Consider the following 25,229-nt stretch of genomic DNA (forward strand, 5'->3'; position numbering starts at 1 on the left):
GATTATAGGTTTTATATTCTCAATCTTTTTTTATGTAAGCTTTTATAATTTTTTGAGTTTCTATTGGTCTGTCAGCACCCATTTGACCAAGTGTTGCTACGTTTTCAAGCTTTTTTACAACAAGAAGGCTCTGTTGTGTCACTTGCCCAAATATAGTATGTCTGCCATTTAGAAAAGGAGTTGGTACTGTGGTTATAAAAAATTGGCTACCATTAGTATGAGGACCAGCATTTGCCATCGCAAGAATTCCACTTTTATCAAAGAGTTTACCTTTATACTCATCTTTAAAAGGTTTTCCCCATATACTTTCTCCGCCTCTTCCAGTTCCAGTTGGGTCTCCACCTTGAATCATAAAGTTTTTTATAATTCTATGAAAGGTAATTCCATCATAATAGCCATTTTTTACATGGGTTATGAAATTCTCAACAGCTAGAGGAGCAACATCTTGAAATAATTCAATTTCGATAATACCTTGGGTAGTCTCTAGTATAATATGAGTATTTTTCTCATTAGCAAATATATTTATTGAAAGTATCATCAATAAAGCTATAACTATTTTTCTCATTTTCTCTCCGATAAGTAAGTTTATTTGCAGTATTGTATCTGTATTTTATAAAAAATTAAAATTAGGAAAAAATAAATGAAGAGCTATCTATGCAAGATTTGTCGCAAAGAAAATTGCGACAAATAGAGGAATTATTTACCTGCTGCTACGCGGTCTTTTAGACCTTTACCAGCTTTAAATTTTGGAACCATTTTATCTTTAGTAGTATAAGTTTTGCTAGTTCCAGGAACTTTACCACTTTTACCTTTTTGTAATGAAGCACTAAAGCTTCCAAATCCTACAAGAGAAACATCTTCTTTTTTTACTAGAGCAGATGCAACTGCTTCTGTAAAAGCTTTGATAGCTGCTTCAGCTTCAACTTTAGTTTTGTAATTACCACTTGCTTGCACTAGTTCAACGAATTGAGCTTTATTCATAAATCGACCCTTGAATTTATAAAGATTTTCCGAAACTACAAAACTTTAAAATAGAATTTAATAGTTAAGTAATTCAGCTACAGACACTTTATAGTTTATTTGCTTAAAGATTTCTTCTTTTTATTAAAAAAAGAGAAAAAATAGAAAGATTTCTTCTTTTTTAGTCCGATTTTAGCTTGTTTGAGTAGTTTTGCTGCAACACTACTTATATTAGTATCTATTATTAAAGAGGTAAGTCCTCTTATTTTATTATATTTATTTTTATTTGTATGTATGGATAAAAATACATCTTCTAAACCATCTCTTTCTTGTTGCGTAAGTGCATTCATAAATTAATCCTTGAGCTTATTTATTTTTCTTACAGTTCTAATGATTTCTTCATCTTCAAGTCTTCCAAGCATCTGCATTACGGTAATTGCTGCTTGAGGCTTTGCGCGTGCAAGTTTCCAATCTTGATAAGTTCTCATTGGTATTCCCAGTGAATAAGCCATATCTTTTAGGGAAATCTTTTTCCCATTATTTTTTGCCTCTATGGAGTTATGAAGAATATTGAAGAGATCATTAATTTGCATAAGATATTATACGTAATAAATACTTAAACATACATTTTAAATATTTATTTATATGTTAAAACATATATTAGATACTTAAAGTATTATGTAAATGTATATAATAATATCATATTATACGGTATTACGTATTTTAAATACAAAAAAAGTTAATAAAAATAAGAAAATTTTAGGTAGATGATATTTTGAGGTTAATTTATGTTTGTGATGTGGTTAGCTTTTTGCTATTTTTTTATTTGTTGGATGCAGGGTTAAGTACTCTTGTGATTCAATGATATAAAATGGTTCATAAGCAGTAGCTTCTGTTTTAAATATAAATTCTTCACCGTTATTTAGCGTAAATACAATTGTATTTAAACCTCTAAAAGGGTTTTGAATTGTAATTCTAGCACTCATCGTACTATTTATGATTTTTTCTTGCGCTGAATTTAGCTCATCTAACTTTTCTTTTAAAATTGGTATTTGCGATAAAGTATGTTTTTTAGCCCCTTCAAGCTTATATTTAATATCTTCTATTTCCTGTGTTAAGTAGTTGTATTTGCTCTTTAGAGTAGCTACATCTTTATAATTAATTTTAAATAGGTTGTCTTCGCCACTAACAAGTTTTATTGTTATGGAGTTTGACGCATAAATTTTAAGGTTATTTTTTACTTGACCAATAGTTACATTTTCTGCATAAATTGTGCCACTAAGTGAGTTTTCTATATCCACATTTGTAGCATGAACTTCACCGCCCTCTAAGAGTTTTATATTTGCATTATGACATCTTAGGTGGCCTTTATGTCTATTTATATGAGCAAATTTAGCTTCCTGATAAGAGTCTTGATGTGTTGCACCGTCTATTGTGAGATTTACTGCTCTTAGAGTTGATTTTGCTCCTACATGTCCATTGATATGTATTGTTTCAGATGTAAGCTCAACACCCTCTCCAAGGCTATCTAACGAAGTGTCGTGTTGAGAGATAATTACTTCAATATTGTTGCTCTCTTCTTTTGCTATCTTGCTTTGAACGCGGGAGAGAGATTGTATTTTTATTTTATTATCAATATAAAAATTATTTTCATCTAAATGGACATACCCTTTTACTTTGCTTTTATAAATTTTTCGATCACTATTTTCTAAAATTTCAATACTAATCGCATCTATACTACATTTTAAATCGTCGTTGTTTTTTAAATAAGTGTTATCGATTATTTCACCGAGTGCATTGAAGCCATTTTTTCCAAAAATAGGCTTTATATATTCAACCAAAATTTCTGCTTTATCAACTTCTATCACTTGATGATTTGACTCTTTTTCTAAAAAGTGAAATAGAAGTTTGCTCTCTCTTGTAATCTCTGGCTCAATACCAATAAAAAGAGGTATCTTTATTTTTTTAATAAATTTTCCAGCATATAGATATTTGACAAACTGCTTTAGCTTCTCTTTCATCTCTTTGTCAAAAATATTAATCAAAACATTATTTAGAGCTTTTATGTTGTTAAACTCTTTTAGAAGAAGAAGGTAAATCTCTTTAGGCTGATATGTTTTATAAGGAATTTGAGACTCTGGATGTAAAATGATATTGACCATAGATTTTGTAGGCGAAAACTCTATACTGTAATCAAGTTTTATAATATGCTTTTGCATTTGTTTTAGGGTTATTAAGAATAGTTGCTTTATTTCTACATGCTTATTGACCATTTTTTGATTATTGTCGTAATACTTAAATATATCCTCTTCATATGGTAAAAACTCTTTTTGAGAGATTGTTTTCATATAAGTTTCAATGCCATTGATATTAAAAGTAAACTCAAGTGGAGAACAGTCGTTTTCAATAGCAAATTTATTTATGGTAGCGCTAATATTTTTAGTTTTAAATCTTTTAGTAAGCAAGCAAATCACTATAATCGTATTTTGAAAAGTCTAGATAAAGTTTTCCATCTCTATGGATGACTCTTGAGTCATTATCGTATGCATCTAAGAAGTGTTTTTTTATTATTTTTCTTTGAGATGATTTTATATTTAATGATTTAAGATACTCTTTGAGTTCAACAAGCTTTAAATCATGAATCAGCTCAGCTTCGCCATGGTGTTTAAAGTCTTCAAGGTCGTTTGCACTATCTAAAGAATCTTTTTCCCTTTCAAAGCGCATCTTTTTATTTACAAGAGTTAATATATTTTTTAGTTGTTCATCTTTTGAGCTATAAATTTGCTCTATCTTATCTCTCTCGTCACGTAACATCTTCTCTTTATCATCTATAAGTTTATCTATTTTATTTTCTAGTTTGGTGATTTTGTTTTTTAGAAACGTATTTTCTTTTTGAAAGAGTGTAAGAACAGTTGCAATAGTTATCTTAGGTTTTGATATTTGAGTTGTGCTATTTTTTTCTTCTAAGTTTTTTTCACTTTTTTCAATGATAGCAGGAGTATTTGTTACAATAATATATGTTTTTGAATCTTCAATGATGTAATTTAATTTTTTCGCTCTAATCTTGGAGTTAAGCATCTCTTTTGACATCTTAAAGTGTTTGCAATATTCATCTATCGTTAATCTCATGTAAAATCCAGAATATTTTTTTTGTTATTCTAGCATAATTATGATTTTTCAAAAGTTATTTTAAATGAAGCCTATAATATAATTCGGGATAAAATTTATAAAAAGAGTTTAATAATGGGTATTTTGGATATTGTAAAAGCTGGTGTGTTGTTTGGTGATGATGTTAGAAAAGTTTATCAACATGCCAAAGAGAATGGATTTGCTATACCAGCAATAAATGTTGTTGGAACAGACTCTATAAATGCAATACTTGAAGCTGCCGCAAAGGTTAAATCGCCAGTTATTATACAATTTAGTAACGGCGGAGCATCGTTTTATGCAGGAAAAGGCTTAAGTAATGAGAATGAAAAAGCAGCAATTGCTGGAGCTGTCAGTGGTGCTATACATGTACATATGATGGCCGTTAGTTATGGTGTAGCAGTTATTCTTCATACAGACCATGCTGCTAAAAAACTTCTTCCATGGATAGATGCTCTTCTTGATGAGAGCGAGAAGTACTACAAAACTAACGCAAGACCTCTCTACTCATCACATATGCTTGACTTATCTGAAGAGAGCTTGGAAGAAAATATTGCTATATCTAAAAAATATCTACAAAGAATGAGTAAAATTGGCATAAGTATAGAGATAGAGTTAGGTGTAACGGGCGGAGAAGAGGATGGCGTTGATAATTCAAGCGTTGATAATTCACTGTTGTATACTCAACCAGAAGATGTTGCTTATGCTTACAAAGAGTTAAGTGAAGTATCTCCAAATTTTACAATCGCTGCATCTTTTGGAAACGTACATGGTGTTTACAAACCTGGCAATGTTGTTCTTACTCCAAAAATTTTAGATAACTCTCAAAAATATATACAAGAGAAATTATCTACAACAGATAAACCAGTCAACTTTGTGTTTCATGGTGGATCTGGTTCATCATTACAAGAGATTCGTGAAGCAATTGGCTATGGTGTGGTAAAGATGAATATCGACACAGACACTCAGTGGGCGACATGGATTGGTGTAAAAGATTACTATGAGAAAAATAGAGACTATCTTCAAGGTCAAATCGGAAATCCTGAGGGTGAAGATAAGCCAAACAAGAACTATTACGATCCAAGAAAATGGCTTAGAGATGGGCAAAAAACACTTATCAAAAGGGTAGAAGAGGCATTTAATGACTTAAATGCAATAGATAGAAATTAACTTTTTTCTATCTTTGAGTCTCTTGTCGATAGTTTGACAAGAGATGATTTAATTTATTTTGATTAAATCTCCAAAATCTTTCTTTATTAAATTCTGCATCATTTATCATTAATTTAAAAAGCTCTCTGTTTTCAACATGGTTACCATTCTCTTTCATAACTTTTATCATAAGAGCTCTAAGAGTCTCTTGTGACTCTTTTGTTGTGTCATCATCTTCAAGTTGCCTGTTTGGTAAAAAAGCATATATTTTCCAGATACTTACAATAAGAAGTAAAATAAAAAATATCACCATTACGGTTGAAGTCTGCATTGTTAATCTTTTAGTTTAAGTTTTGTAAATTATATGGATTCTATCATAAGATTTTGGTTAAAATTCTGCCAATAGGAAAACAAGATGAATGATAAAGTATTTACAAAAGCGATAAAAAAACAGTTTGAATTTGATGAAGAGGTAGCAGCAGTTTTTGATGATATGCTACAAAGAAGCGTACCTTTTTATAAAGAGTCATTAAAAATAAGTGAGTTTTTTGCACTTAAAGCTTTAATTGATGGTGGAAGAGCGTATGATTTGGGCTGCTCTACAGCAACACTTCTGATAAATATAAGCAGAAAATTACAGACAAAAGCAACGCTTATAGGGCTCGATAACTCAGAAGCTATGCTGGAGAGAGCCAGAAAGAAGTGTGAAGCTTTTAAAGCGGATATAGAGCTTGAGAATGCCGATATACTTGAATATGATTATAAAGAAGCAAATCTTTTTATAAGTAATTACACACTTCAGTTTGTGCGTCCCCTTATAAGAGAAGAACTTGTAAAAAAGATAGCTTCTTCACTAAAAAAAGATGGTATGTTTATATTTAGTGAAAAAGTGATTAGCCATCACTCAAAGCTTCATAAAGATTTAATTGAGTGCTACTATGACTTTAAAAAAGAGCAGGGCTATTCAGAGTATGAGATAGTTCAAAAAAGAGAAGCGTTAGAGAATGTTTTGATTCCATATAGCGAAGAGGAAAATATAAAGATGGCAAAAAATTGCGGTTTTTCCCACTGTGAAGTAGTTTTTAGATGGGCAAACTTCGCTACTTTTATAGCTATAAAATAGAGCTTTATTATATAAATAAAAATAGTAAAAACTAGATTTTTTACTATTTAAAATTTGGAATCCCAAATTTTACCAAACATTTCCTTTGGGTTTTTCTTCCTCTGCTCCTACTACATAATCATAAGCTTCTTCTGCTTTTTGGCGTATCTCTTTGTGTGAGACAATATCATCCTCTCCACACTCTTTATGGTAATACCCCTGAAGGTCATAATACTCTTTGCATTCACTATAGTATTGCAACGATATTCCATGTTTGTTTACACAAGCTGAGAATAAAAATAGAGTGGATATAAGAAGTAAATATTTTATCATAAAATTCTTCAAGCAAATACTAATCCAGTTTTACTCAAACTTTAAAACTCTCTTTTGTTTTACAGTAAGATGTTAAAAAGCACTCATCACATTTAGGATTTTTTGCTTTGCAGATGTAGCGTCCAAAGAGTACCATTCCTTGATGAAGTGTGCGGAGGTTGTTTTTAAATTTTTTAACAAGTGTTGCTTCAGTTTTTGATGCAGTTGCATCACTGCTAAGACCTAATCTGTGAGAGACTCTAAAGACATGAGTATCAACAGCCATCAAATTTGCCCCAGTGTACTCTATCATAACAACGTTAGCTGTCTTTTGTCCAACACCGCCAAGAGTAATTAGCTCTTTTTCATTCATTGGAATGTTGCCACCATAGACATCTTCTACGCGTTTTGCCATATCAATTATATTTTTTGCTTTATTGTTAAAAAATGAACAACTATTAATTAGATTTTTTACATCGTCTATATCTGCATTTGCTAATGATTTTGTATCAGGATACGCTTTAAACAGATGGGGAGTTATAAGGTTTACTCTTTTATCTGTACATTGTGCCGATAGTGAAACGGCTACAACTAATTCGTAAGCGTTTTTATAATCAAGCTCTGTTACAGCGTCACTATAATTATCGATAAAGAGTTGATGAATCTCTTTAATTTCTTCTTTTGTAGCTTTTTTCATAAAAGAATTATATATAAAATAGACTTGTTTAATAATCATTAGTATTAACAAACTAAAATTTTTCCAATTTATCAAGGAAGTGCAATGAAATCAGTAACAAAATTAGTATCGTCTTTAGCTCTTTTATCAACAATGTCGTTTGCAGCGCAAACACTAGTAAGCGTAAATGGCACAGTAATCACGCAACAAGATGTCGATAGAGAGCTTATGGCAGCAACACAAGGGAGATTCAACCAAGTTCCAGCAGAGAAGCAGGCTGAATTTAGAAAACAGGTATTAGAGCAGTTAGTAGCTAAAGAGTTAGTTTATGATGATGCAAAAAAAACAGGTGTATTAACATCTCCAGAATATAAAGAGAAGTACGAAGAGGTAACAAAAAGAATCCAAAAAGAGATAGCTATTCAAGTTTGGCAAAAAAGAGAGATTGATAAAATCGCTATTTCAAATGATGAGTTGAAAAAATATTATGATGCAAACAAAGAAGAGTTTGTTGAGAATGAAAGTGTTAATGCACGTCATATTCTTGTTGAAAAAGAAGCAGACGCAAAAGCTGTTATTGCTGAATTGAAGCCACTAAAGGATGATGCTCTAAAAAACAAATTTATTGAACTTGCAAAATCAAAATCAACATGTGCTAGTGCTTCTGAGGGTGGTGATTTAGGTTATTTTACAGCAGGGCAAATGGTACCTGAGTTTAATGATAAAGCGTTTTCTATGAAAGCTAAAGAGATGACAATGGAACCAGTAAAAACACAATTTGGTTATCATGTAATCTATATAGAAGATAAAAAAGCAAAAGCAACAAAGAATTTTGCTGAAGTAAAACCTTTTATAGAACAAAGATTAAAAATGGAAAAAGCTAAAACTATAATGCTTGCAAAAATGAAAGAGTTAGAGAAAAAAGCTACTATAAAATAGTCCATGAACTCTCCTATCTCTAAAATAATTGTAGATGGGAGAGATTTTTATGTTAAAAGGGACGATTTAATAGATCCTTATTTAGCAGGAAATAAATACCGCAAACTATATACACTTCTTAAAACACCATCAAATGAATTAAAAACTATCATCTCTTATGGCGGAACGCAATCAAATGCGATGCTTGCAATTTCTGCAATGTGCCAAAAAAAGGGATGGGAGTTTATCTACTATACTAAAACTCTAAGTATCGCTATGCAACAAGAGAAATCTGGCAATTTTTATCACGCCACAAGGCTTGGAATGAAACATATCGAGATTGAAAATGAGTATTACAGAGATTTTATAGCTTCACTGCGCTTAAACTTAGACAAAGAGACTTTTATAATAGACCAAGGCGGTGCAGTAGAAGAAGCAAGACTTGGGTTAAAAGTTTTAGCGGATGAGATAAGAGAGAGTTCTTTAGATGTAAAGTCTTTAGCAACTCCTTCAGGCACAGGTACAACTGCCCTTTTTTTGGCTCTTTGTTTGCCTGAGTATAAAGTCTATACTACACCTTGTGTTGGAGACACTGAGTACCTTAAGTGTCAAATGAGAGCGTTATGTGAACTTCCATCAAACCTTATTATATTAGAGCCAAATAGAAAATATCACTTCGCTAAACCATACAAAGAGTTTTTAGAAATATGGCAAAAACTGTTAGCTGCTAAAGTAGAGTTTGATTTAATTTATGCGCCATCTATGTGGATGACGCTTTTAGAACATACTAAAGAAGATGTGTTATATGTTCACAGTGGAGGCGTAAGTGGAAATGAGAGTATGTTGGAGCGATATAAGCAAAAAGGCTTTATATAAAGATAACGGTTTCACTAATATCTGCTCTTTGTGGTCTATAACTGTTTATTTTTGCTTCTTTGTCCTCATAGCCGATAACAACGCTATAAAGAAGTGCTAGATTGTCTGGTGCGTCTAATACTTTAGCTACAACTCTTCCAAACTCGGTAGTTGAGCCTTGAGGACAACTCTCTAATCCAAAATCTCTTGCACAAAGCATGATACTTTGCATATATGCACCACAATCTATAAGTGCTCCAACTGCACCATCAATCATCGCTTTATCTGTAAAGACAAAAAACACACACTGAGCATTAAACCATCGAAAGTTGTCATGCCACATTTTTGTTCTTGTTTCAACGTCTTTTCTATCTACTCCCATGTGTGCATACAGACCTATGCCAGTTTCAAATCTTCTCTTTTTATATATAGGTTTCCACTCTAGAGGATAGTATTGGATAAATTGGTCATGTTCTGCGCCGCTGTTCATCTTTTGGATGATAGCGTCACCTATATTTTTTAAAACTTCTTTGTCGCTGATTGCATACGTAATCCATGGTTGCATATTTGCTCCACTTGGCGTCATGGCAGCTGCTTTTAAAATTTCTTCTTGTATCTCCCTTGTTACAGGCTTTTGTAAAAAGGCTCTTTTTGAAGAGCGCTCTATTATAGCATTAGTGATAGTAGGCATTTGTTCCCCTATAAAACTTTTTTTGAAATTATATTACAAATTAAATTAAAAGAAAGTTTTACAGATAAAGACTAAAAAGACTTGACAAGAAGTCACTCAACTAGATATAATTATTTTCATAAATTTAAAGTTTGGAGATAAGTATGAATAATATATTTGAGAAATTAACAAACAACATGACAGAGTCTATTGAATCGGCTGTATCGTTGGCTCTATACAATAAAAACCAAGAGGTTGAACCTATCCACTTCTTATGGTCGCAACTAACTAACTCAAACTCTGTACTAAACCAGATGTTCAATAAAATGAGCATAGATAAAGTGGCGATAGAGCTTGATGTAAAGAGTTTTAGCGAGAAGTTGCCAAAGTCATCGAGTGTAACAAAAGAGAGTATTAAATTATCAAGAAACTTTGTTCAGTCATTAGAAAATGGTGTCGGAGTTATGACGAAAAATGGAGACTCTTTTTTAGCTGTTGATACGTATCTATTGGCAAATATGAAAAATGAGCCCTTCTTTAGCATACTTAAAAAATATATAGATATATCAGAACTAATCAAAAATATTGAATCCTCAAGAGGCACTTCAAAGATTGATTCGCAAAGCTCAGATGAGACGATGGAGTCGCTTAAAAAGTATGGTATAGATTTAACAAAAGAGGCAAAAGATGGCAAACTTGCTCCTGTTATAGGGCGAGATGAAGAGATTACTAGGATGATGCAGATACTCATCCGTAAAACAAAAAACAACCCAATGCTTCTTGGTGAACCAGGGGTTGGTAAAACAGCCCTAGTTGAAGGACTCGCACAAAGAATTAGCGATAATAACGTCCCAACTTCACTTCAAAACAAAAAGTTAATTGCTCTTGATATGAGTGCCCTAATCGCTGGTGCAAAGTACAGAGGAGAGTTTGAAGACAGATTAAAGGCCGTCATTGATGAGGTAAAGAAGAGTGGAAATATCATCTTATTTATAGATGAGATTCATACAATTGTTGGAGCGGGTGCCAGTGAGGGAAGTATGGACGCTGCAAACATCTTAAAACCTGCTCTTGCTCGTGGAGAGCTCCACACAATAGGTGCAACAACTTTAAAAGAGTATAGAAAGTATTTTGAAAAAGATATGGCTCTTCAGAGACGTTTTTTACCTATAAACCTTGATGAACCAAGTGTTAATCAAACTCTTCAAATACTTCGCGGTATAAAAGAGAGACTTGAGACGCATCATAATGTAACGATTACAGATAGTGCCCTAGTCGCTGCTGCAAAACTATCAGATAGATATATAGCAGATAGATTTTTACCAGATAAGGCAATCGACCTTATAGATGAGGCTGCGGCTGAGCTTAAGATGCAGATAGAGACAGAGCCAAACGTCCTAAAGAGTGCAAAGATTAAAATATCAGAGCTTAGTGTAGAGCAAGAAGCACTAAAGATGGAAGAGTCGCCATCAAATACTAAGCGCCTCGTTGATATACAAAAAGAGTTAGCTGATGAGCAAGAGAGAGTTAGAACGCTTGAAGCTCAGTTTAGCAATGAAAAAGAGGTCTTTGGAAAAATATCTAGTATTAAAAATGAGATTGAAGCAAAAAGAAGAGAAGCTCATGTGGCTAAGAGCACATCTGAATTTAATCGTGCTGCTGAAATAGAGTATGGAGAAATCCCAGCATTAATAGCTAGAGAAAAAGAGATTGCACAAAATTGGGAAAATCTCCAAAAAGAGGGAACTCTTCTAAAAAACAGTGTAGATGAAGAGGCTATTGCTTCTATAATTTCAAGATGGACTGGAATTCCAGTTAAAAAAATGCTTCAAGCTGATAAAGATAAAATACTTAATGTTGAAGAAGAATTAAATAGAGAGGTAGTTGGACAGAGTAAAGCTACACATGCAGTTGCGCGTGCTATTAAAAGAAACAAAGCTGGGCTCTCAAGCGGTAATTCGCCAATTGGTAGCTTCTTATTTTTAGGTCCAACTGGTGTTGGTAAAACGCAAACTGCTAAGACATTGGCTAAGTTTTTGTTTGATTCGCAAGATGCAATGATAAGAATAGATATGAGTGAATATATGGAAAAACACTCAGTATCTCGCCTTGTTGGGGCTGCTCCAGGGTATGTTGGCTATGAAGAGGGCGGACAGTTGACTGAAGCCGTTAGAAGAAAACCATATAGTGTAATCTTATTTGATGAGGTAGAAAAAGCTCATCCTGATGTATTTAATATATTGCTTCAAGTCTTGGATGATGGAAGATTGACAGATAATAAAGGGGTGACAGTTGATTTTACAAACACAATAATCATCCTTACTTCAAATATAGCAAGTGATAAAATCATCAATAACCCAAACTCTGAGGCACTTCAAGAGATGGTAATGAGTGAACTAAAGAGTGCATTTAAACCAGAATTTTTAAATCGCTTGGATGATATTGTAATATTTAACGCACTTGGGCGTGAACAGATTGTCGGAATTGTAGATATATTCTTTAGTGAAATTGCTAAAAAAGTTGCTTCAAGAGATATAACACTCACACTAAGCAAAGAGGCAAAAGCTTATATTGCAGAGGCTGGATTTGATCCAGTTTATGGAGCAAGACCTCTAAAACGTGCGTTATACGAGATTGTTGAAGATAGATTGGCAGAGTTGATACTTGAGGGTAAAGTAGTCGAAGGCTCTCATGTTGAATTTGATTTTATAGATGATGAAATAAGCGTAAAAATATCCTAAGGGTAAGTCGAAGAAGTTACAAAAGTGCCTCTTGTTGCCTAGAGGCACAAATCTTAACCGCACTTTAAGTAACTTTCATATATGATTTCGGACTTAATTTTAAAGAAGGATATGTCATGAAAAGAACATACCAGCCTCACGGTAAACCGAGAAAATCAACTCACGGTTTTAGAGCAAGAATGGCAACGAAAAACGGTCGTAATGTAATTAACCGTCGTCGTGCAAAAGGTCGTAAAAAATTGTCAGTTTAGGAAATTTCTATACACTAAAACTCCATAAAGAGTTTCAGTATGTTTATAGAAAAGGGAAAGATTCGCACTCAAATAGTGTTGTGCTATTTTTTCTACCCGCGAACAACGTTAAAAAAGTGGGATTTACGGCTACTAAAAAAATTGGTAATGCTGTAAAGAGAAACAGAGCAAAAAGAAGACTTAGAGCTCTGTTTGTTACTTACTCATCGCTTCTTAAGCATGGCACATATATTTTTGTAGCCAAGCAAACAATCTCAGAAACATCACATCAAAAACTACAAAATGACTTTGAAAAAGTTTTAAGTCGTTTAGGCACACTTGAAAAAAAAACAGATGATCAAAACATTACTGCTTAAGCTTTTATGGCTTTATCAGAAGTTTTTTACACTTATTGGATATGGTAGTTGCAGATATTACCCATCTTGTAGCGAATATGCAAGAATTCACTTTGAAAATAACTCCATTTCAAGTGCTTTTTACCACACTTTTACTAGAATACTGCGTTGTAATCAATTATTTGAGGGCGGTATAGAGTATCCACTTCTTGATAAACTCTCATTAAAACCCAAAAAAATAGGGGTTGATTCTATAAAATATTGGTTGGTTCCAAATAAAAAAAACCGTTTTTATATCATAAAAAATTTTTTATACAAAGGGCGAACGTGTTCGACAAAATGACACCAAATCAGAGACTTATAATAGCGGTATTGTTATCGTTTGTATTTTTCATAGCATATACAGCAATTTATCCAGCGGAACAGCCAGCAGAAGTGGCACAAAAAGAGAGTAGCAAAGAGCAAAAAGTAGAGCTAAAAAAAGCTCCAAAAGTAGAAGATATTGTTGGACATGAAATATCTGCACAAGAGGCAGTTGCCGCAAATGATTTAAGCATACTAACAACAGTAAAAAATAGTGATTTTATACTAAAAATAGACACTCTAGGACGTATCTCTTCAAAAGTACTTTTACAAGAGATGTATAACACAAATGAAGATGCACATGCACAGCTTATTCCTCAAAGCGGAACAAAACCTCTCTTTATTAGATTTTTAGATCCATCTATAAATGAAGAAGCTGCGAAAACTCCTTATAGTGCAGATGTTTCAGAGATTAACCTTCAAGATAACGCTAGTAAAGTTGTTTTAACTCAAAAATTATCTAACCTAACAATCACAAAAGTGGTAACTTTTTATGCTGATGGGCATTATGATGTTGATATTTCACTCTCTGATGATAAAAGATACTTCATTTACCTAGGACAAAGACCAAGAGTTAATGAAAAAGAGCAGATGATGGCTGCTGTTGGTGCTCTTATTTATAATGATGAAGAGCTTCTTACGATTATCGAAGATGGTGATTCTAAAGAGAGAAAAAGTTTTAGCCATATCGAACTAGCTGCAGCGTTTGATCAATACTCAGCATCAATTATGTATGGTTTTGGCAAAGATACAAATATTATTATAGACAGAGACAGAGATAACAATCCGATAGTCTATTTTGAAGCACTACAAAATATGAAATTTAGTGGTTATATCGGTCAAAAAAGATATAAAACACTAGATGCAATAAATCCAATTTTGACAAATGCTGTTGAGTATGGCTGGTTTACTTTTGCTTCAAAGCCTCTGTTTCAGCTTCTTATGTGGTTGCATGGTTTGATTGGAAATTGGGGTTGGTCGATTGTTGCACTTACAATTCTTATAAGAGTAATTCTTTATCCTTTGACATACAAAGGTATGGTTTCTATGCAAAAGATGAAAGATATTGCGCCTCAAGTTAAAGCACTTCAGGCAAAATACAAGGGTGATCCACAACGAATGAATGCTGCTGTTATGGATATGTATAAAAAACATGGAGCAAACCCTCTTGGCGGATGTCTTCCTATGTTGCTTCAAATACCAGTATTTTTTGCAATTTATCGTGTACTTTTAAATGCTGTTGAGCTTCAAGGTGCACCTTGGATGTTATGGGTAAATGACCTCTCAAGAATGGACTCAACTTTTGTTCTTCCAATTCTTATGGGTGCTTCGATGTACTATCAGCAAAAACTTACACCTAGTAATTTTACTGATCCACTTCAAGAGAAGATATTTAAGTTCTTACCTATAATATTTACATTCTTCTTTATAACATTCCCTTCAGGTCTAGTTCTTTACTGGTTCATAAACAATATGTTCTCAATCGGGCAACAATTTATCGTTAATCAGCAGTTTAAAAATGCAAAAGATGCTCAAATAGCTGCACACAAACATGTGGAGAACAAAGATGATTAAGATTGAGTCGGCAACTTTAGAGCAAGCATGTAAAGATGCCGCTTCGGCGCTAGGGTGCTCTGCTAGTGAGTTGGCAATAGAGATCGTCCAATCTCCAAGCAATGGCTTTATGGGACTTTTTAAAAAAAGTGCCATTATAGTAGCGGCAAAAAAGACAAAAGAGAAAAGTTATCAAGAGGATAAAGATGTTCAAAAAACTCCAACAGAGACAAAGCCAACTCCAGTAGTTCAAAAAGAGAGATACACTGAAGAGAAAGTTGAATTAAAACCAGAAGTAAGAAAAGAGCTCAAGCAAGAGCGAAAAAAAGAGTTTAAGCCAGAACCTAAACCAGAACCAAAGCCTAAAAAAGAGCTTCCAAAACACAATCACAACATTGTAAATGACACCATTATGCCACAATCTTTTGTGAGTATGCAAGATGATGATGACTATGATATGGAAGATATTAATTATACTGCAGATTATGATGATGAAAATGAAGATCTTCCTGAAAAAGTAAAAATAAAAATAAGTGCATATCAAGTTTCTAAAAGTGTTGAAAAAGATATAAATGAACTCTTTAAATCAATATGCTTTAATATTGAGAAAATTGAAGTAACACCGTATGATGAAAATACTCTTCTTGTTGAGTTCAAAGGTGAAGATGCTGCCCTGCTTATCGGTAAAGAGGGTTATAGATATAAAGCATTGTCATATATGATTTTTAACTGGATAAACACAAAATACCAGCTTCAACTTCGCCTAGAAATAGCAGAGTTTTTAAAAAATCAAGAAGAGTCAGTTACAAGATATTTAGTTACTGTTTGTGAAAATATTGACAGAGACGGTCGTGCGCAAACAAAAATTCTTGATGGTGTTTTAATTCAAATTGCACTAAAAGAGCTTAGAGAGAAATATCCAAATAAATATGTAGCAGTTCGTTCTACAAGAGATGGACTAAAGTTTATAATCATAAACGATTACCACAACTAATGAATTTCTTTGGAAACTCGTTTTCAAAGAGAGGAGATTGATTAATGAGTCAAGATACAATAAGTGCCATTGCAACAGCCAATGGCATAGGTTCAATAGCGATAATTCGTATAAGCGGAGATAGCGCTTTAGAGATTGCTTCAAAACTTACCCACAAAGAAAATTTCACTCCTAGATATGCTTCACTCTCAAATATATATAATTTTAATGGCGAATTAATTGATGAAGCTATAGTTATCTATTTTAGGGCTCCTTTTTCTTTTACTGCTGAAGATGTTGTAGAGATTCAGTGTCATGGCGGTTTTATCGTTGCGCAAAGCATCCTAAAGGCTACACTCGCTTATGGTGCAAGGTTGGCAACTGCTGGAGAGTTTTCAAAACGTGCTTTTTTTAACGGTCGCATTGATCTAAGTAAAGCCGAGGCGATAGCACAACTAATCGAAGCAAAAAGCGAAGATGCAGCAAAAATATTAGCACAGCAGATGAAGGGTTCACTTCAAGGCTATATAGAAAAAATCAGAGATGATCTTATCCATATACTCGCTTATTCTGAGGTGAGCATAGATTATGCAGAAGAGGATTTGCCAGAGGATTTGGTTATGCAAATAGAAGCAAATCTCAAAGAACTCAAAGCTTCACTTCTAAAAACCCTCAAAGCAAGTAAGGCTAGAGAAGGCCTAATGCAGGGCTTTAAAGTGGCAATTATAGGAAAACCAAATGTTGGAAAAAGCTCACTGTTAAACGCTCTTCTTAATTACAACAGAGCTATTGTAAGCGACATAGCAGGCACTACAAGAGACACGATAGAAGAGCAGGTTAAAATCGGCACACATCTTATACGCATAGTTGATACTGCTGGAATAAGAGAAGCTAGTGATGAGATAGAAAAGATAGGGATACAACGCTCACTTGAGGCGATAAATGAGAGCGATATAGTTGTAGCACTCTTTGATGCTTCAAGAGCAGCGGATGATGAAGATGAACAGATTATATCTCTTATAAAATCTAAAGCTGTTGGCAAGAGCGTTTTTTATGTAAAAAATAAGATAGATTTAGAGCAAAAATTTTATAGAGCAGAGTTAAATTTTGATATGGAGATAAACTCTAAAGATAGTGTTGAAGAGCTGATTTTAGCACTTGAAAATATAATGAACATAGCAAACTCTTCAGATGAGATGATGCTAATCTCACAAAGACAAATCGGTGCAGTTCAAAACGCTCTTAACTATATAGATGAGGCATTTGAGCCACTTCACGATCAAGAGCTTGAGATATTTTCATTTAATCTAAATGAAGCTATAAAAGAGATGGCATCTATCACTAGGCCATTTGAAAACGATGAGATGCTAGATAAGATGTTTGGCTCTTTTTGTCTAGGAAAATAGTGAAATACATTGCAATAGATTTAGGACTCAAGCGCATAGGACTTGCATACTCTGCGCATAAAGATTTGGTAACCCCACTCAAAGCGGTAGAGAGAAAAAACAGAGACCAAGCAGCAAGAGATGTTAAAAAAGTACTTATTGAGTGGGAAGTTGATGCTGTTGTAGTTGGTATTCCTCTTGGCGGTAGCAGTGAAGATGAGATGAGACGCAGAGTCGCTCATTTTATGAATCTAGTTGCATTTGAGGGTGATGTTTTCTACCAAGATGAGAGTAACTCATCAATAGAAGCAGAGTCAATGATGAGAGGCGAGATAAAATATATCAGAGATGGTCGTATAGACTCTATCTCTGCTATGATAATTTTGCAGAGATACCTAAGACAAAAACGCTAACAAATCATCTAGCGATAGAGGTCTGCTATATAGATAGCCCTGTGTCATATCGCAATTTAGCCCATCTAATATAAGCTTTTGCTCCTCATTTTCAACGCCCTCAGCTACTGTAGTTAGTTTAAAAGATTTGGCGAGTGCGATAATTGCGTTAACGATACTTTTTGAATCTTCATCAATCTCTAGCTCTTTGACAAATTCTCTATCTATCTTTAATGTGTCAATTGGAAGTTTTTTTAGATACGACATAGAGGAGTAGCCAGTACCAAAATCATCTATTGATATTTTTACACCTAATTTTTTTATCTTCTTAAGTATATCTACGACACTCTCGATATTTTGCATGATAGAGGTCTCTGTTACCTCAAACTCTACTAAAGATGGCTCAACTCCACTCTCTAGTAAAAGTGATTTTGCTTCATTATAAAAAGAAGCTTCATCTAGCTGTTTTCCAGAAACATTTATGGAGATGCTAATAGGAGTTGCAAGTTTTGAGTTGATGATTTTTAAGTCACTTAGAGCTTGTTTTATAACCCATCTTCCTATTTCGTTTATATAGTTTGACTCTTCTGCTATGGGTATAAATTTATCTGGTGGGATAAAGCCTAAATCTTTATCTATCCATCTGATTAAAGCCTCTACTCCGATAGTTCTTCTCTCTACAAATGAGTACTTTGGTTGATAGTTTAAGAAAAAGCTCTTGTTTGCTATGGCATGTCTTAATTTTGTATCTAATTCTAGGCGATACAAGGCATCTTTATTCATCATATCATTGAAGTATCTAAAACTGTTTTTACCACTATTTTTTGCTTCATACATAGCCGTATCTGCATTTTTTAGCAAATCGCTATGATTGTCCCCATTTTGAGGATAGAGGCTTATCCCGATACTCCACCCAACATTTACTTCCCTGTTTTGTATAGTTATTGGCTCTTTTACGCTGGATAAAATAGTGTCTGCTAATTGAGAGATACTAAGGAGATTTTCATACGGAGTTAAGATGACAAACTCATCTCCTCCAAGTCTTGATAGTATGCCATCTTCTGAGATGATATTTTGTAGTTTGGCTGCTATCTCAATAAGTAAAAGGTCTCCAGCATGGTGTCCTAGTGAGTCGTTTATCCATTTGAAATTATCTAAATCCAAAAATAAAATAGCAAAAGTTTCACTGTTATAGTGAGCAGATTTTATATAGGTTTCTACCTCTTGTTTAAATAGTTTTGCGTTTGGGAGTTTTGTCAAAAAGTCATAAAATGCCAGTTGATGAATTTTTTCTTGAGAGTTTTTTTCTTCAGTTATATCACGAGACATCCCAATATAGTTTAGGACCTCTTGGTTTTTATCTCTTACGCAGATAACAGTCTGCTCAACAGCATAAAGTGAACCATCTTTTTTTCTGTCCCAAAGCTCATCGTTCCATAAATCATAGTTAGCTAAACTACTCCACATTTTTTTGTAAAATTCTTCATTTCCCCAACCAGAGCTTAGAAATTTTGGGTCTTTACCTAGAACTTCTTCTTTAGAGTATCCTGTAAGTTTCTCAAACGAGCTATTTACAGAGACAATATGGTTGTTTTTATCTGTTATGACAATGCCATCTGAGGCGTATTTAAAAACATTTGACGCAATCTCTAGCTCTTTTTCGCGCTCTATCCTCTCTGTTATATCGTGAACAGTTCCAATAGATTTTATAACATTGCCATCGACATCGAGCTTGTGAATACATCTCTCTTCGACATATTTTAGTTTTTTGTCTTTTGTTGTTATGCGATGTACAATGCAGTATGATTTTTTATCTTCAAGTGACTTCATATAAGCATCATGCACAGTGGCACGGTCTTCTTCATGTACAAAGCTAAAAAACTTTTCATAAGATGGTTCAATCTCATTAGGAATTAAACCAAATATTCTATAAGTCTCATCTGACCAAAAAAGTTCATTTGTGCTTATAACTAACTTCCAATGCCCTGTTTTTGCTATCTCTTGAGCTTCGTTTAGATTTCTTATGAGACTTTTTATAGTTGCCATGTCCATATCAGCACCACTATATTCCATTAACACGTCATTGTTGTTGTAAAGTGGAAAGTTACTGTTATTGTGATTGTTTGACAAAAAAATGCCTTAGAATAAATTTGTGGAATTTTACAAGATAACTCAGCTTTCGCACATAAAACCCAACTCTTTTTGAGTATAAGCGTTGAGTACAGCGAGAATAGTCAGTAAATCTTTATTATCCTTGACAACATTTTCAATTTCAGAGATTTTTGTCAGTATTTGAATGAAGAGTTGCATTGATATTGCAAGAGTTTCAAGCTCACACTCTAAGTCTCTAAATAATTCTCCTAGAGTTTGTGGCTCATGTTTTATGCGATTGATATAGCTTACAATGTTGTAGGCAAACATTGAGAGAGTTATTTTTGCAATTAGTGATTCATAGATACGATTCTCTTCTTTGCCAAACCCAAACAGGTTTCGCAAATCTTTGTAACCTTGCTCAATATTCCATCTCTTTTTATAAGTTGCTAGAATCTCTTTGCCTATAATGATAATATCAGTTGAGATAAAAACCAACAAGTCTTTACCTGTGTGCAAAAATACGAGCTTGACTTTGCCTAGAACAGCATGTTCTACAATTGCATCGAAATATTTATAAGATATTTTTCCATGTTTGCCACTCTGTTTATGACGAGAGTTTTTCATACTATCATAGATTGCATTCATAGTTTTATGTTTGCCCTTAAAGTTCCAAATGAGTTTATTATTTGGAAGTCTTGCTATTACTGGCATGCCAAGCTCATTAGCTTGATGTATGAAGTCTGGTTTAGCGTACCAACTGTCTATAAGTAGGTAGTCTGCATCTACCCCTTGCTCTAACGCTCTCTCAAGCATCTCAATAGCTAAAATGTTTTTACCTTTGAGAGATTCAACTTTACGCTTATGAGAATTACTACGATGATGAACAGTTGAAGTGAATTCAGATATATCTTTTCGACGACTATCATTCATCTTGATGGAAAAATCAAGTTGAAATGTTGAATGTGAATCTGCATAATTTAGAGATACGATATTGAGCGCATTTATGCTTCTGTGCTCTTTATTGCTCCAAATATATTTACAGCTTCCTTCAATATGTTTACCACTTTTAGCTTCGACTGTGTCATCAATAATGAGCAAGCGATGTTCACCGTTTTTATGTAGAGGTTTTATTCTTTGCAAAAGCGCAGTAGTGCTTAGTATTAAAAACTTTCGCCAGTTGTAACGACTCTCTTTGATAAATCGGTAATAAGCGTCTTTGCCAAATGCACTATCGCTCTTTTTTATGAATGTAGACTGTCTTTTATTCATGATAAGCATATACACGAAGTGTAAGATTATTTGAAATGGTGGATAGCCGACATTTCGTTTAATGAAGTTGCTCTGCTTGAGTATTTTTGTGATTTTTATCTCTATTAGCACTTCAAGGATTGGATTCTTTAATATGCTTTTCATAGCAGTTTCTATATAATTTGCAAGTTCCATAAAATAGACCTTTATAATGATGTTAGTGGTAACATAATTATACTAAAAAGCGCCTATTTATGGGCTTTCGTAGATAAATTAAACATCAAAATCTATGTGCGAAAGTTGAGAAGATAACTCATAATAAGGAAATTAATAAATAGTTGTAAAAATTATCAAAACTACATTAAAACTCTTTTGCTTAATGCTTCTATGTTGTTGCTGTTGCCAAGAACTACTAAAATGTCACCTGCTTCGAGAATATCGTTCTTATCAAATGAAGTACGCCACTCCCCTTGATGTTTATATGCGATAGGCTTAACTTCAAACTCATCTTGAAATCTTGGCGACAAGATGGAAGTTCCAACCCACAAAGAGCTAACAGCCATTTTAGCAATTTTCATGGTTATGGATAAATCAATAGTTTCATAATTCATATTTTCAACTATTGTTTTTACTAGTTTTTTTGCTGATTCCATCTCTGGATATATAACTTTAGCAGCACCTAGTTTTGATAATATTTGACCATGAACCTGTGTGATAGCCTTTGCCACTACTGTTTTAATGCCGAGTTCTTTGAGCGCCATCACTGTGAGAATACTCGCTTCAATATTTTCTCCTATGCTGACGATTGCAACCTCTGCATCAGCTATTCCAGCTTCATAAAGTGCTTTTGGGTCTGATGAATCAAGCGCGATTGCATCTTGAACAAACTCGCTTATATCTCTAGCTTTCTCTTCATCGTTATCTATGGCGATAACTGCTTCTCCTTGTTGTGCCAACCCTTTGGCTACGTGGTATCCAAATCTTCCTAGTCCAATAACAACGTATGTCATATAATCACCTTTGCTTCTGCGAATTTGATACGGGTTTTAACCGCTTTTCCTACGATTACCACAGTAAATGCAAAAACACCGATTCTGCCCATTAACATAAGCAGTATTATGTTGAGTTTGCCAATATCACTAAAGAGTGCACTATAACTAAGTGACCCACCATCTCCAGTTGATACGCCTACTGTCGCGAATGCTGAGCATGTTTCAAAAAGTGTTCTAACAAAGTGCAGATTTTCACTCTCATTTAAAATAACGGTTGAAACTAAGATATAAAAAGAGGCTATAAAAATAATCGCATAAGCTTTGTTTATCTGATATGGAGCTAAACTTCTGTTGAAGATGTGCGGATTGTTTTGACCACGCAAAGTAAACCATACACCAATAACAGAGAGTGCTAAAACTGTGGTTTTGATACCACCTGCTGTTCCTCCAGGACTACCGCCAGTAATCATAAAAAAAGTTCCAAAAAAGAGATCAGAATCGTTTAGTGTAGAAAAATCAATAGTGTTAAAACCAGCAGTACGGTAGTTCACAGAAGCAAACCATGCAGCAACAATTTTTTCCAAAATTGGTAAGTTTCCAAGTGAGTTTGGATTGTTCCACTCTAAAGAGAGGATGATTGCCATTCCAGCAAAAATCAAAATAGCTGATGTCCATAAAACTAGTTTAGTGTGTGTTGATAGGCGGGTTAGGGATTTTTTACGGTAGTTGTATAGCTCTAAGAGTACAAGGTAGCCAAGTCCGCCTATGATTATAAGCAGAGGGATTGTGATATTTATGATTAAATCATCTCTAAAGCCCATCATATTATCGCTAAAGAGAGAAAATCCAGCATTGTTAAAAGCTGAGATTGAGTGAAAAATACCAAACCATAATGCATCTGCAAATGACATGTTTGTAAAAAATCTAAGAGTGAGTATAGCTGCACCGCTTAGTTCTATTACAACTATTGAGGTAAATACTATTTTTAAAAAACGAAAAACTCCGCTCATACCTGGGTAGTTTAGAGACTCTCTTAAGATAAGTCTATCTCTGTATCCAAGTTTTTTTCCACGCATAATAGCCAAAAATGTGACTGCTGTCATATATCCCAATCCGCCGATTTGAATAAGAAGAAGAATGATAGTGTGACCAAAAGTAGTAAAATCAACAGGAGTGTCCTTGACAATAAGCCCCGTCACACAAATCGCAGATGTTGAAGTAAATAGAGCGTCAATGATAGTAAGCTCTCCGTTATGTGCAAAAGGAAGCATTAGTAAAAAAGCACCTATCCCAATAAGAATAACAAAGCTCATAAAGATTATCTTAACATCGTGCGTTTGCATAAATATCTCTTTTAGTTATTGCAACAAAATCTATAACCGATACCAGACTCTGTTTTTATGTATTTTGGTCTTGTACTGTTTTGTTCTATCTTTTTTCTAAGTGTGTTAACGTATGTTCTAAGGTACTGCATCTCATTTTGATACCCGACTCCCCAAACCTCTTTGAGTATCTGTTTATGAGTAAGTGTTTTGTTTGCGTTTAGTAAAAAATACTTAAGAAGTTCAAACTCAATTGGTGTGAGTTTAAGTTGTTCATTTCTAAAAAATATATCTCTTGAGGCTATATCCAGCTCTAATTCAGCACAAGTGATTTTGCTAGATATATTTTCTCCACTAATACTGCGTCTAAGATTTGCTCTGATTCTAGCTAAGAGTTCATTGACTGAAAATGGTTTTGTTATGTAGTCATCCGCTCCTGCATCAAGAGCCGCAACAATCTCTTTTTCATCATCTCTTGCGCTAAGAACGACTATTGTAACTTTTGAAATCTCTCTTACTTCTCTTATAAACTCTTTTCCATCACCATCGGGCAACCCCAAATCTACTAGAAGCAGGTCGGGAGAGTGTGTTAAAAAAAGCATCATGGCATTTTTTTTGTTATCACAAGAGATATGGTTTAGATTATGTTCTCTAAATGTAATCTCTAAGAGTTTTTTTACAGATGAATCATCTTCTATAATTTGGATAAGATAGTTTTTCATACTAAATTTGCCTTTTTTAAAATAGGTAATTTTGCCTCAATAAGTACGCCATTGTTGATGGCACTAGCTTTTATCTCTCCGCCATGAAGAGTGACTATGCTTTTACAGATTGCCAGACCTATGCCACTTCCTGAGATGTCGTTTGAGTCTTCAAGACGATAAAATTTATCAAATATATTTTTTAGTTTTTTCTCTTCAATATAACTGCTTTGGTTAAAAACCTCTATTTTGAGGCTATTTTTAGAGTCTATGATATGTAAAGAAACTTTTGTGTTATTTACAGAGTATTTAAAAGCATTGTCGAGTAAGTTTACAAGGAGCTGTTTTAGTAAAATATTGTCACCCCAAAAAAGTCTAAAATCTTCAATCTTTATATCTAAAAGGTCATCTTGAAGTTTATCTGCAAACTCTTCTAAAGCAACGCCTACAATATCTTCAAAATCACACCAATCAAATTTTAAATCTATATTTAGGCTTGAGAGTCTTGTACTGTCCAATATGTTTGTGATTAATCTTTTCATTCTTATTGAGGCATAGTTTATATCCTCAAGAAGATTTTTTCTCCCTTTCTCATCTAGGCTTGAGTTAGATAAGAGAAGATTTGTAGTGCCTATGATGGTTGAGAGCGGTGTACGTAAATCATGTGAGATGATGTTTAAGAGGTTCTCTCTCATCTCATTTTGTTTTGTCTGTGTAGAGAGATTTTTTGCTTGAATCGTGATAATCAATCCAACTATTGCAAAGATGATAAAACTCCAGATATAGAGTTCATTGTGTACGCTAAAGCTGTATAGAGGCGGAATATAGAGAAAATTTAAAAAAATAACGCTTAAGACAGTGATGATAATAGTCGCTTTTATGTTGCCATGAATCGCAACTGTAACCACAGGGATGATATGAATAAGCGCGATATTTATAATATCAAGAGGTTGATGAAACATGTGACTTATAAGCGTTATGACTAGTAAAATGCCAAACGCTTTGAGCAGATAAGTGTATATACTGTTTTTAAGAGGAGTTTTTTTCATTAAGCGTTTGGTAGTTTTAGCAGGACTGCTAAACTTAAGA

Annotated in this window: 28 protein-coding genes; 12 read left to right on the top strand and 16 right to left on the bottom strand. The window is 33.7% G+C overall.

The features are described from left to right. Positions 1-19 precede the first annotated feature (19 nt). The 6 genes from AC6H33_RS02405 to AC6H33_RS02430 all read right to left on the bottom strand — a co-directional run bounded on the left by AC6H33_RS02405 (position 20) and on the right by AC6H33_RS02430 (position 4,089). Positions 20-565 carry a peptidylprolyl isomerase gene (locus AC6H33_RS02405; RefSeq protein WP_497605380.1) on the bottom strand — a complete coding sequence of 182 codons (546 nt, stop codon included), beginning with the start codon at positions 563-565 and terminating at the stop codon, positions 20-22. 131 nt (positions 566-696) lie between these two features. Continuing rightward, positions 697-981: an HU family DNA-binding protein gene (locus AC6H33_RS02410; protein ID WP_497605381.1), complete on the bottom strand. Its 285-nt coding sequence runs from the start codon at positions 979-981 to the stop codon at positions 697-699. A 95-nt stretch (positions 982-1,076) separates the two neighbouring features. Further along, on the bottom strand, positions 1,077-1,310 hold the full coding sequence (locus tag AC6H33_RS02415; protein WP_497605382.1) for a hypothetical protein: 234 nt from the start codon (positions 1,308-1,310) through the stop codon (positions 1,077-1,079). A 3-nt stretch (positions 1,311-1,313) separates the two neighbouring features. Continuing rightward, positions 1,314-1,553 (bottom strand): XRE family transcriptional regulator, encoded by a 240-nt coding sequence (locus AC6H33_RS02420; protein ID WP_497605383.1) that lies wholly within the window; start codon positions 1,551-1,553, stop codon positions 1,314-1,316. Between the two features lie 210 nt (positions 1,554-1,763). Next, complete coding sequence (locus AC6H33_RS02425; protein ID WP_497605384.1) at positions 1,764-3,434, bottom strand: flagellar assembly protein A; 1,671 nt, start codon at positions 3,432-3,434, stop codon at positions 1,764-1,766. Continuing rightward, positions 3,415-4,089 (bottom strand): hypothetical protein, encoded by a 675-nt coding sequence (locus tag AC6H33_RS02430; protein ID WP_497605385.1) that lies wholly within the window; start codon positions 4,087-4,089, stop codon positions 3,415-3,417. The genes AC6H33_RS02425 and AC6H33_RS02430 overlap by 20 nt, the downstream gene beginning before the upstream one ends. 114 nt (positions 4,090-4,203) lie before the next feature. Between AC6H33_RS02430 and fbaA the strand changes: the two genes are divergently transcribed. Then, positions 4,204-5,277 (top strand): class II fructose-bisphosphate aldolase, encoded by a 1,074-nt coding sequence (gene fbaA / locus AC6H33_RS02435; protein WP_497605386.1) that lies wholly within the window; start codon positions 4,204-4,206, stop codon positions 5,275-5,277. A 7-nt stretch (positions 5,278-5,284) separates the two neighbouring features. On the opposite strand, the gene AC6H33_RS02440 is transcribed toward fbaA, so the two are convergent. After that, a complete protein-coding gene (locus AC6H33_RS02440) occupies positions 5,285-5,587 on the bottom strand; it encodes a hypothetical protein (RefSeq protein ID WP_497605387.1) in 303 nt (100 codons plus the stop codon). Positions 5,588-5,671: 84 nt separating this feature from the next. Between AC6H33_RS02440 and cmoA the strand changes: the two genes are divergently transcribed. Then, a complete protein-coding gene (cmoA, locus tag AC6H33_RS02445; RefSeq protein WP_497605388.1) occupies positions 5,672-6,379 on the top strand; it encodes a carboxy-S-adenosyl-L-methionine synthase CmoA in 708 nt (235 codons plus the stop codon). Between the two features lie 69 nt (positions 6,380-6,448). On the opposite strand, the gene AC6H33_RS02450 is transcribed toward cmoA, so the two are convergent. Next, entirely contained in the window at positions 6,449-6,619 is a 171-nt protein-coding gene (locus AC6H33_RS02450; protein WP_497605389.1) for a hypothetical protein, read from the bottom strand. Positions 6,620-6,725: 106 nt separating this feature from the next. Next, positions 6,726-7,367 (bottom strand): endonuclease III, encoded by a 642-nt coding sequence (nth, locus tag AC6H33_RS02455; protein ID WP_497605390.1) that lies wholly within the window; start codon positions 7,365-7,367, stop codon positions 6,726-6,728. A gap of 84 nt (positions 7,368-7,451) precedes the next feature. Between nth and AC6H33_RS02460 the strand changes: the two genes are divergently transcribed. Together AC6H33_RS02460 and AC6H33_RS02465 are read left to right on the top strand one after the other, a co-directional pair. Continuing rightward, complete coding sequence (locus AC6H33_RS02460; RefSeq protein WP_497605391.1) at positions 7,452-8,285, top strand: peptidylprolyl isomerase; 834 nt, start codon at positions 7,452-7,454, stop codon at positions 8,283-8,285. Positions 8,286-8,288: 3 nt separating this feature from the next. Further along, positions 8,289-9,140 (top strand): 1-aminocyclopropane-1-carboxylate deaminase, encoded by an 852-nt coding sequence (locus tag AC6H33_RS02465; RefSeq protein ID WP_497605392.1) that lies wholly within the window; start codon positions 8,289-8,291, stop codon positions 9,138-9,140. Here AC6H33_RS02465 and AC6H33_RS02470 read toward each other — a convergent pair. Beyond that, entirely contained in the window at positions 9,133-9,810 is a 678-nt protein-coding gene (locus tag AC6H33_RS02470; protein ID WP_497605393.1) for a nitroreductase, read from the bottom strand. The two genes, AC6H33_RS02465 and AC6H33_RS02470, sit on opposite strands and share 8 nt — an antisense overlap. A gap of 143 nt (positions 9,811-9,953) precedes the next feature. Between AC6H33_RS02470 and AC6H33_RS02475 the strand changes: the two genes are divergently transcribed. The 8 genes from AC6H33_RS02475 (at position 9,954) to ruvX (ending at position 17,804) form a co-directional block, all read left to right on the top strand. Then, a complete protein-coding gene (locus AC6H33_RS02475; RefSeq protein ID WP_497605394.1) occupies positions 9,954-12,530 on the top strand; it encodes an ATP-dependent Clp protease ATP-binding subunit in 2,577 nt (858 codons plus the stop codon). A 116-nt stretch (positions 12,531-12,646) separates the two neighbouring features. Further along, positions 12,647-12,781 carry a 50S ribosomal protein L34 gene (gene rpmH / locus AC6H33_RS02480; protein WP_299853241.1) on the top strand — a complete coding sequence of 45 codons (135 nt, stop codon included), beginning with the start codon at positions 12,647-12,649 and terminating at the stop codon, positions 12,779-12,781. Then, on the top strand, positions 12,769-13,137 hold the full coding sequence (gene rnpA, locus AC6H33_RS02485; RefSeq protein ID WP_497605975.1) for a ribonuclease P protein component: 369 nt from the start codon (positions 12,769-12,771) through the stop codon (positions 13,135-13,137). Before rpmH ends, rnpA begins: the two co-directional genes overlap by 13 nt. Beyond that, on the top strand, positions 13,115-13,459 hold the full coding sequence (yidD, locus tag AC6H33_RS02490; RefSeq protein ID WP_497605395.1) for a membrane protein insertion efficiency factor YidD: 345 nt from the start codon (positions 13,115-13,117) through the stop codon (positions 13,457-13,459). Before rnpA ends, yidD begins: the two co-directional genes overlap by 23 nt. Further along, positions 13,444-15,054 carry a membrane protein insertase YidC gene (gene yidC / locus AC6H33_RS02495; protein ID WP_497605396.1) on the top strand — a complete coding sequence of 537 codons (1,611 nt, stop codon included), beginning with the start codon at positions 13,444-13,446 and terminating at the stop codon, positions 15,052-15,054. The genes yidD and yidC overlap by 16 nt, the downstream gene beginning before the upstream one ends. Continuing rightward, entirely contained in the window at positions 15,047-16,027 is a 981-nt protein-coding gene (locus AC6H33_RS02500; protein ID WP_497605397.1) for a Jag N-terminal domain-containing protein, read from the top strand. The genes yidC and AC6H33_RS02500 overlap by 8 nt, the downstream gene beginning before the upstream one ends. Positions 16,028-16,071: 44 nt before the next feature. Further along, the gene (gene mnmE / locus AC6H33_RS02505) at positions 16,072-17,412 is read left to right on the top strand and encodes a tRNA uridine-5-carboxymethylaminomethyl(34) synthesis GTPase MnmE (RefSeq protein WP_497605398.1); all 1,341 of its coding nucleotides are present in this window, start codon (positions 16,072-16,074) and stop codon (positions 17,410-17,412) included. After that, entirely contained in the window at positions 17,412-17,804 is a 393-nt protein-coding gene (ruvX, locus tag AC6H33_RS02510) for a Holliday junction resolvase RuvX (protein WP_497605399.1), read from the top strand. Before mnmE ends, ruvX begins: the two co-directional genes overlap by 1 nt. Here the strand turns inward: ruvX and AC6H33_RS02515 are convergent. The 6 genes from AC6H33_RS02515 to AC6H33_RS02540 all read right to left on the bottom strand — a co-directional run bounded on the left by AC6H33_RS02515 (position 17,787) and on the right by AC6H33_RS02540 (position 25,189). Further along, positions 17,787-19,913: a bifunctional diguanylate cyclase/phosphodiesterase gene (locus AC6H33_RS02515; RefSeq protein WP_497605400.1), complete on the bottom strand. Its 2,127-nt coding sequence runs from the start codon at positions 19,911-19,913 to the stop codon at positions 17,787-17,789. The two genes, ruvX and AC6H33_RS02515, sit on opposite strands and share 18 nt — an antisense overlap. Positions 19,914-19,955: 42 nt before the next feature. Continuing rightward, a complete protein-coding gene (locus tag AC6H33_RS02520; protein WP_497603908.1) occupies positions 19,956-21,320 on the bottom strand; it encodes an IS4 family transposase in 1,365 nt (454 codons plus the stop codon). A 161-nt stretch (positions 21,321-21,481) separates the two neighbouring features. After that, a complete protein-coding gene (locus tag AC6H33_RS02525; RefSeq protein ID WP_497605401.1) occupies positions 21,482-22,135 on the bottom strand; it encodes a potassium channel family protein in 654 nt (217 codons plus the stop codon). Continuing rightward, positions 22,132-23,460, bottom strand: a complete 1,329-nt coding sequence (locus AC6H33_RS02530; protein ID WP_497605402.1) for a TrkH family potassium uptake protein — start codon at positions 23,458-23,460, stop codon at positions 22,132-22,134. The genes AC6H33_RS02525 and AC6H33_RS02530 overlap by 4 nt, the downstream gene beginning before the upstream one ends. Before the next feature lie 11 nt (positions 23,461-23,471). Further along, positions 23,472-24,161 (bottom strand): response regulator, encoded by a 690-nt coding sequence (locus AC6H33_RS02535; RefSeq protein ID WP_497605403.1) that lies wholly within the window; start codon positions 24,159-24,161, stop codon positions 23,472-23,474. Beyond that, positions 24,158-25,189 carry a sensor histidine kinase gene (locus tag AC6H33_RS02540; RefSeq protein ID WP_497605404.1) on the bottom strand — a complete coding sequence of 344 codons (1,032 nt, stop codon included), beginning with the start codon at positions 25,187-25,189 and terminating at the stop codon, positions 24,158-24,160. Before AC6H33_RS02540 ends, AC6H33_RS02535 begins: the two co-directional genes overlap by 4 nt. Between the last annotated feature and the right edge of the window lie 40 nt (positions 25,190-25,229).

The organism is Sulfurimonas limnophila, from assembly GCF_059705345.1.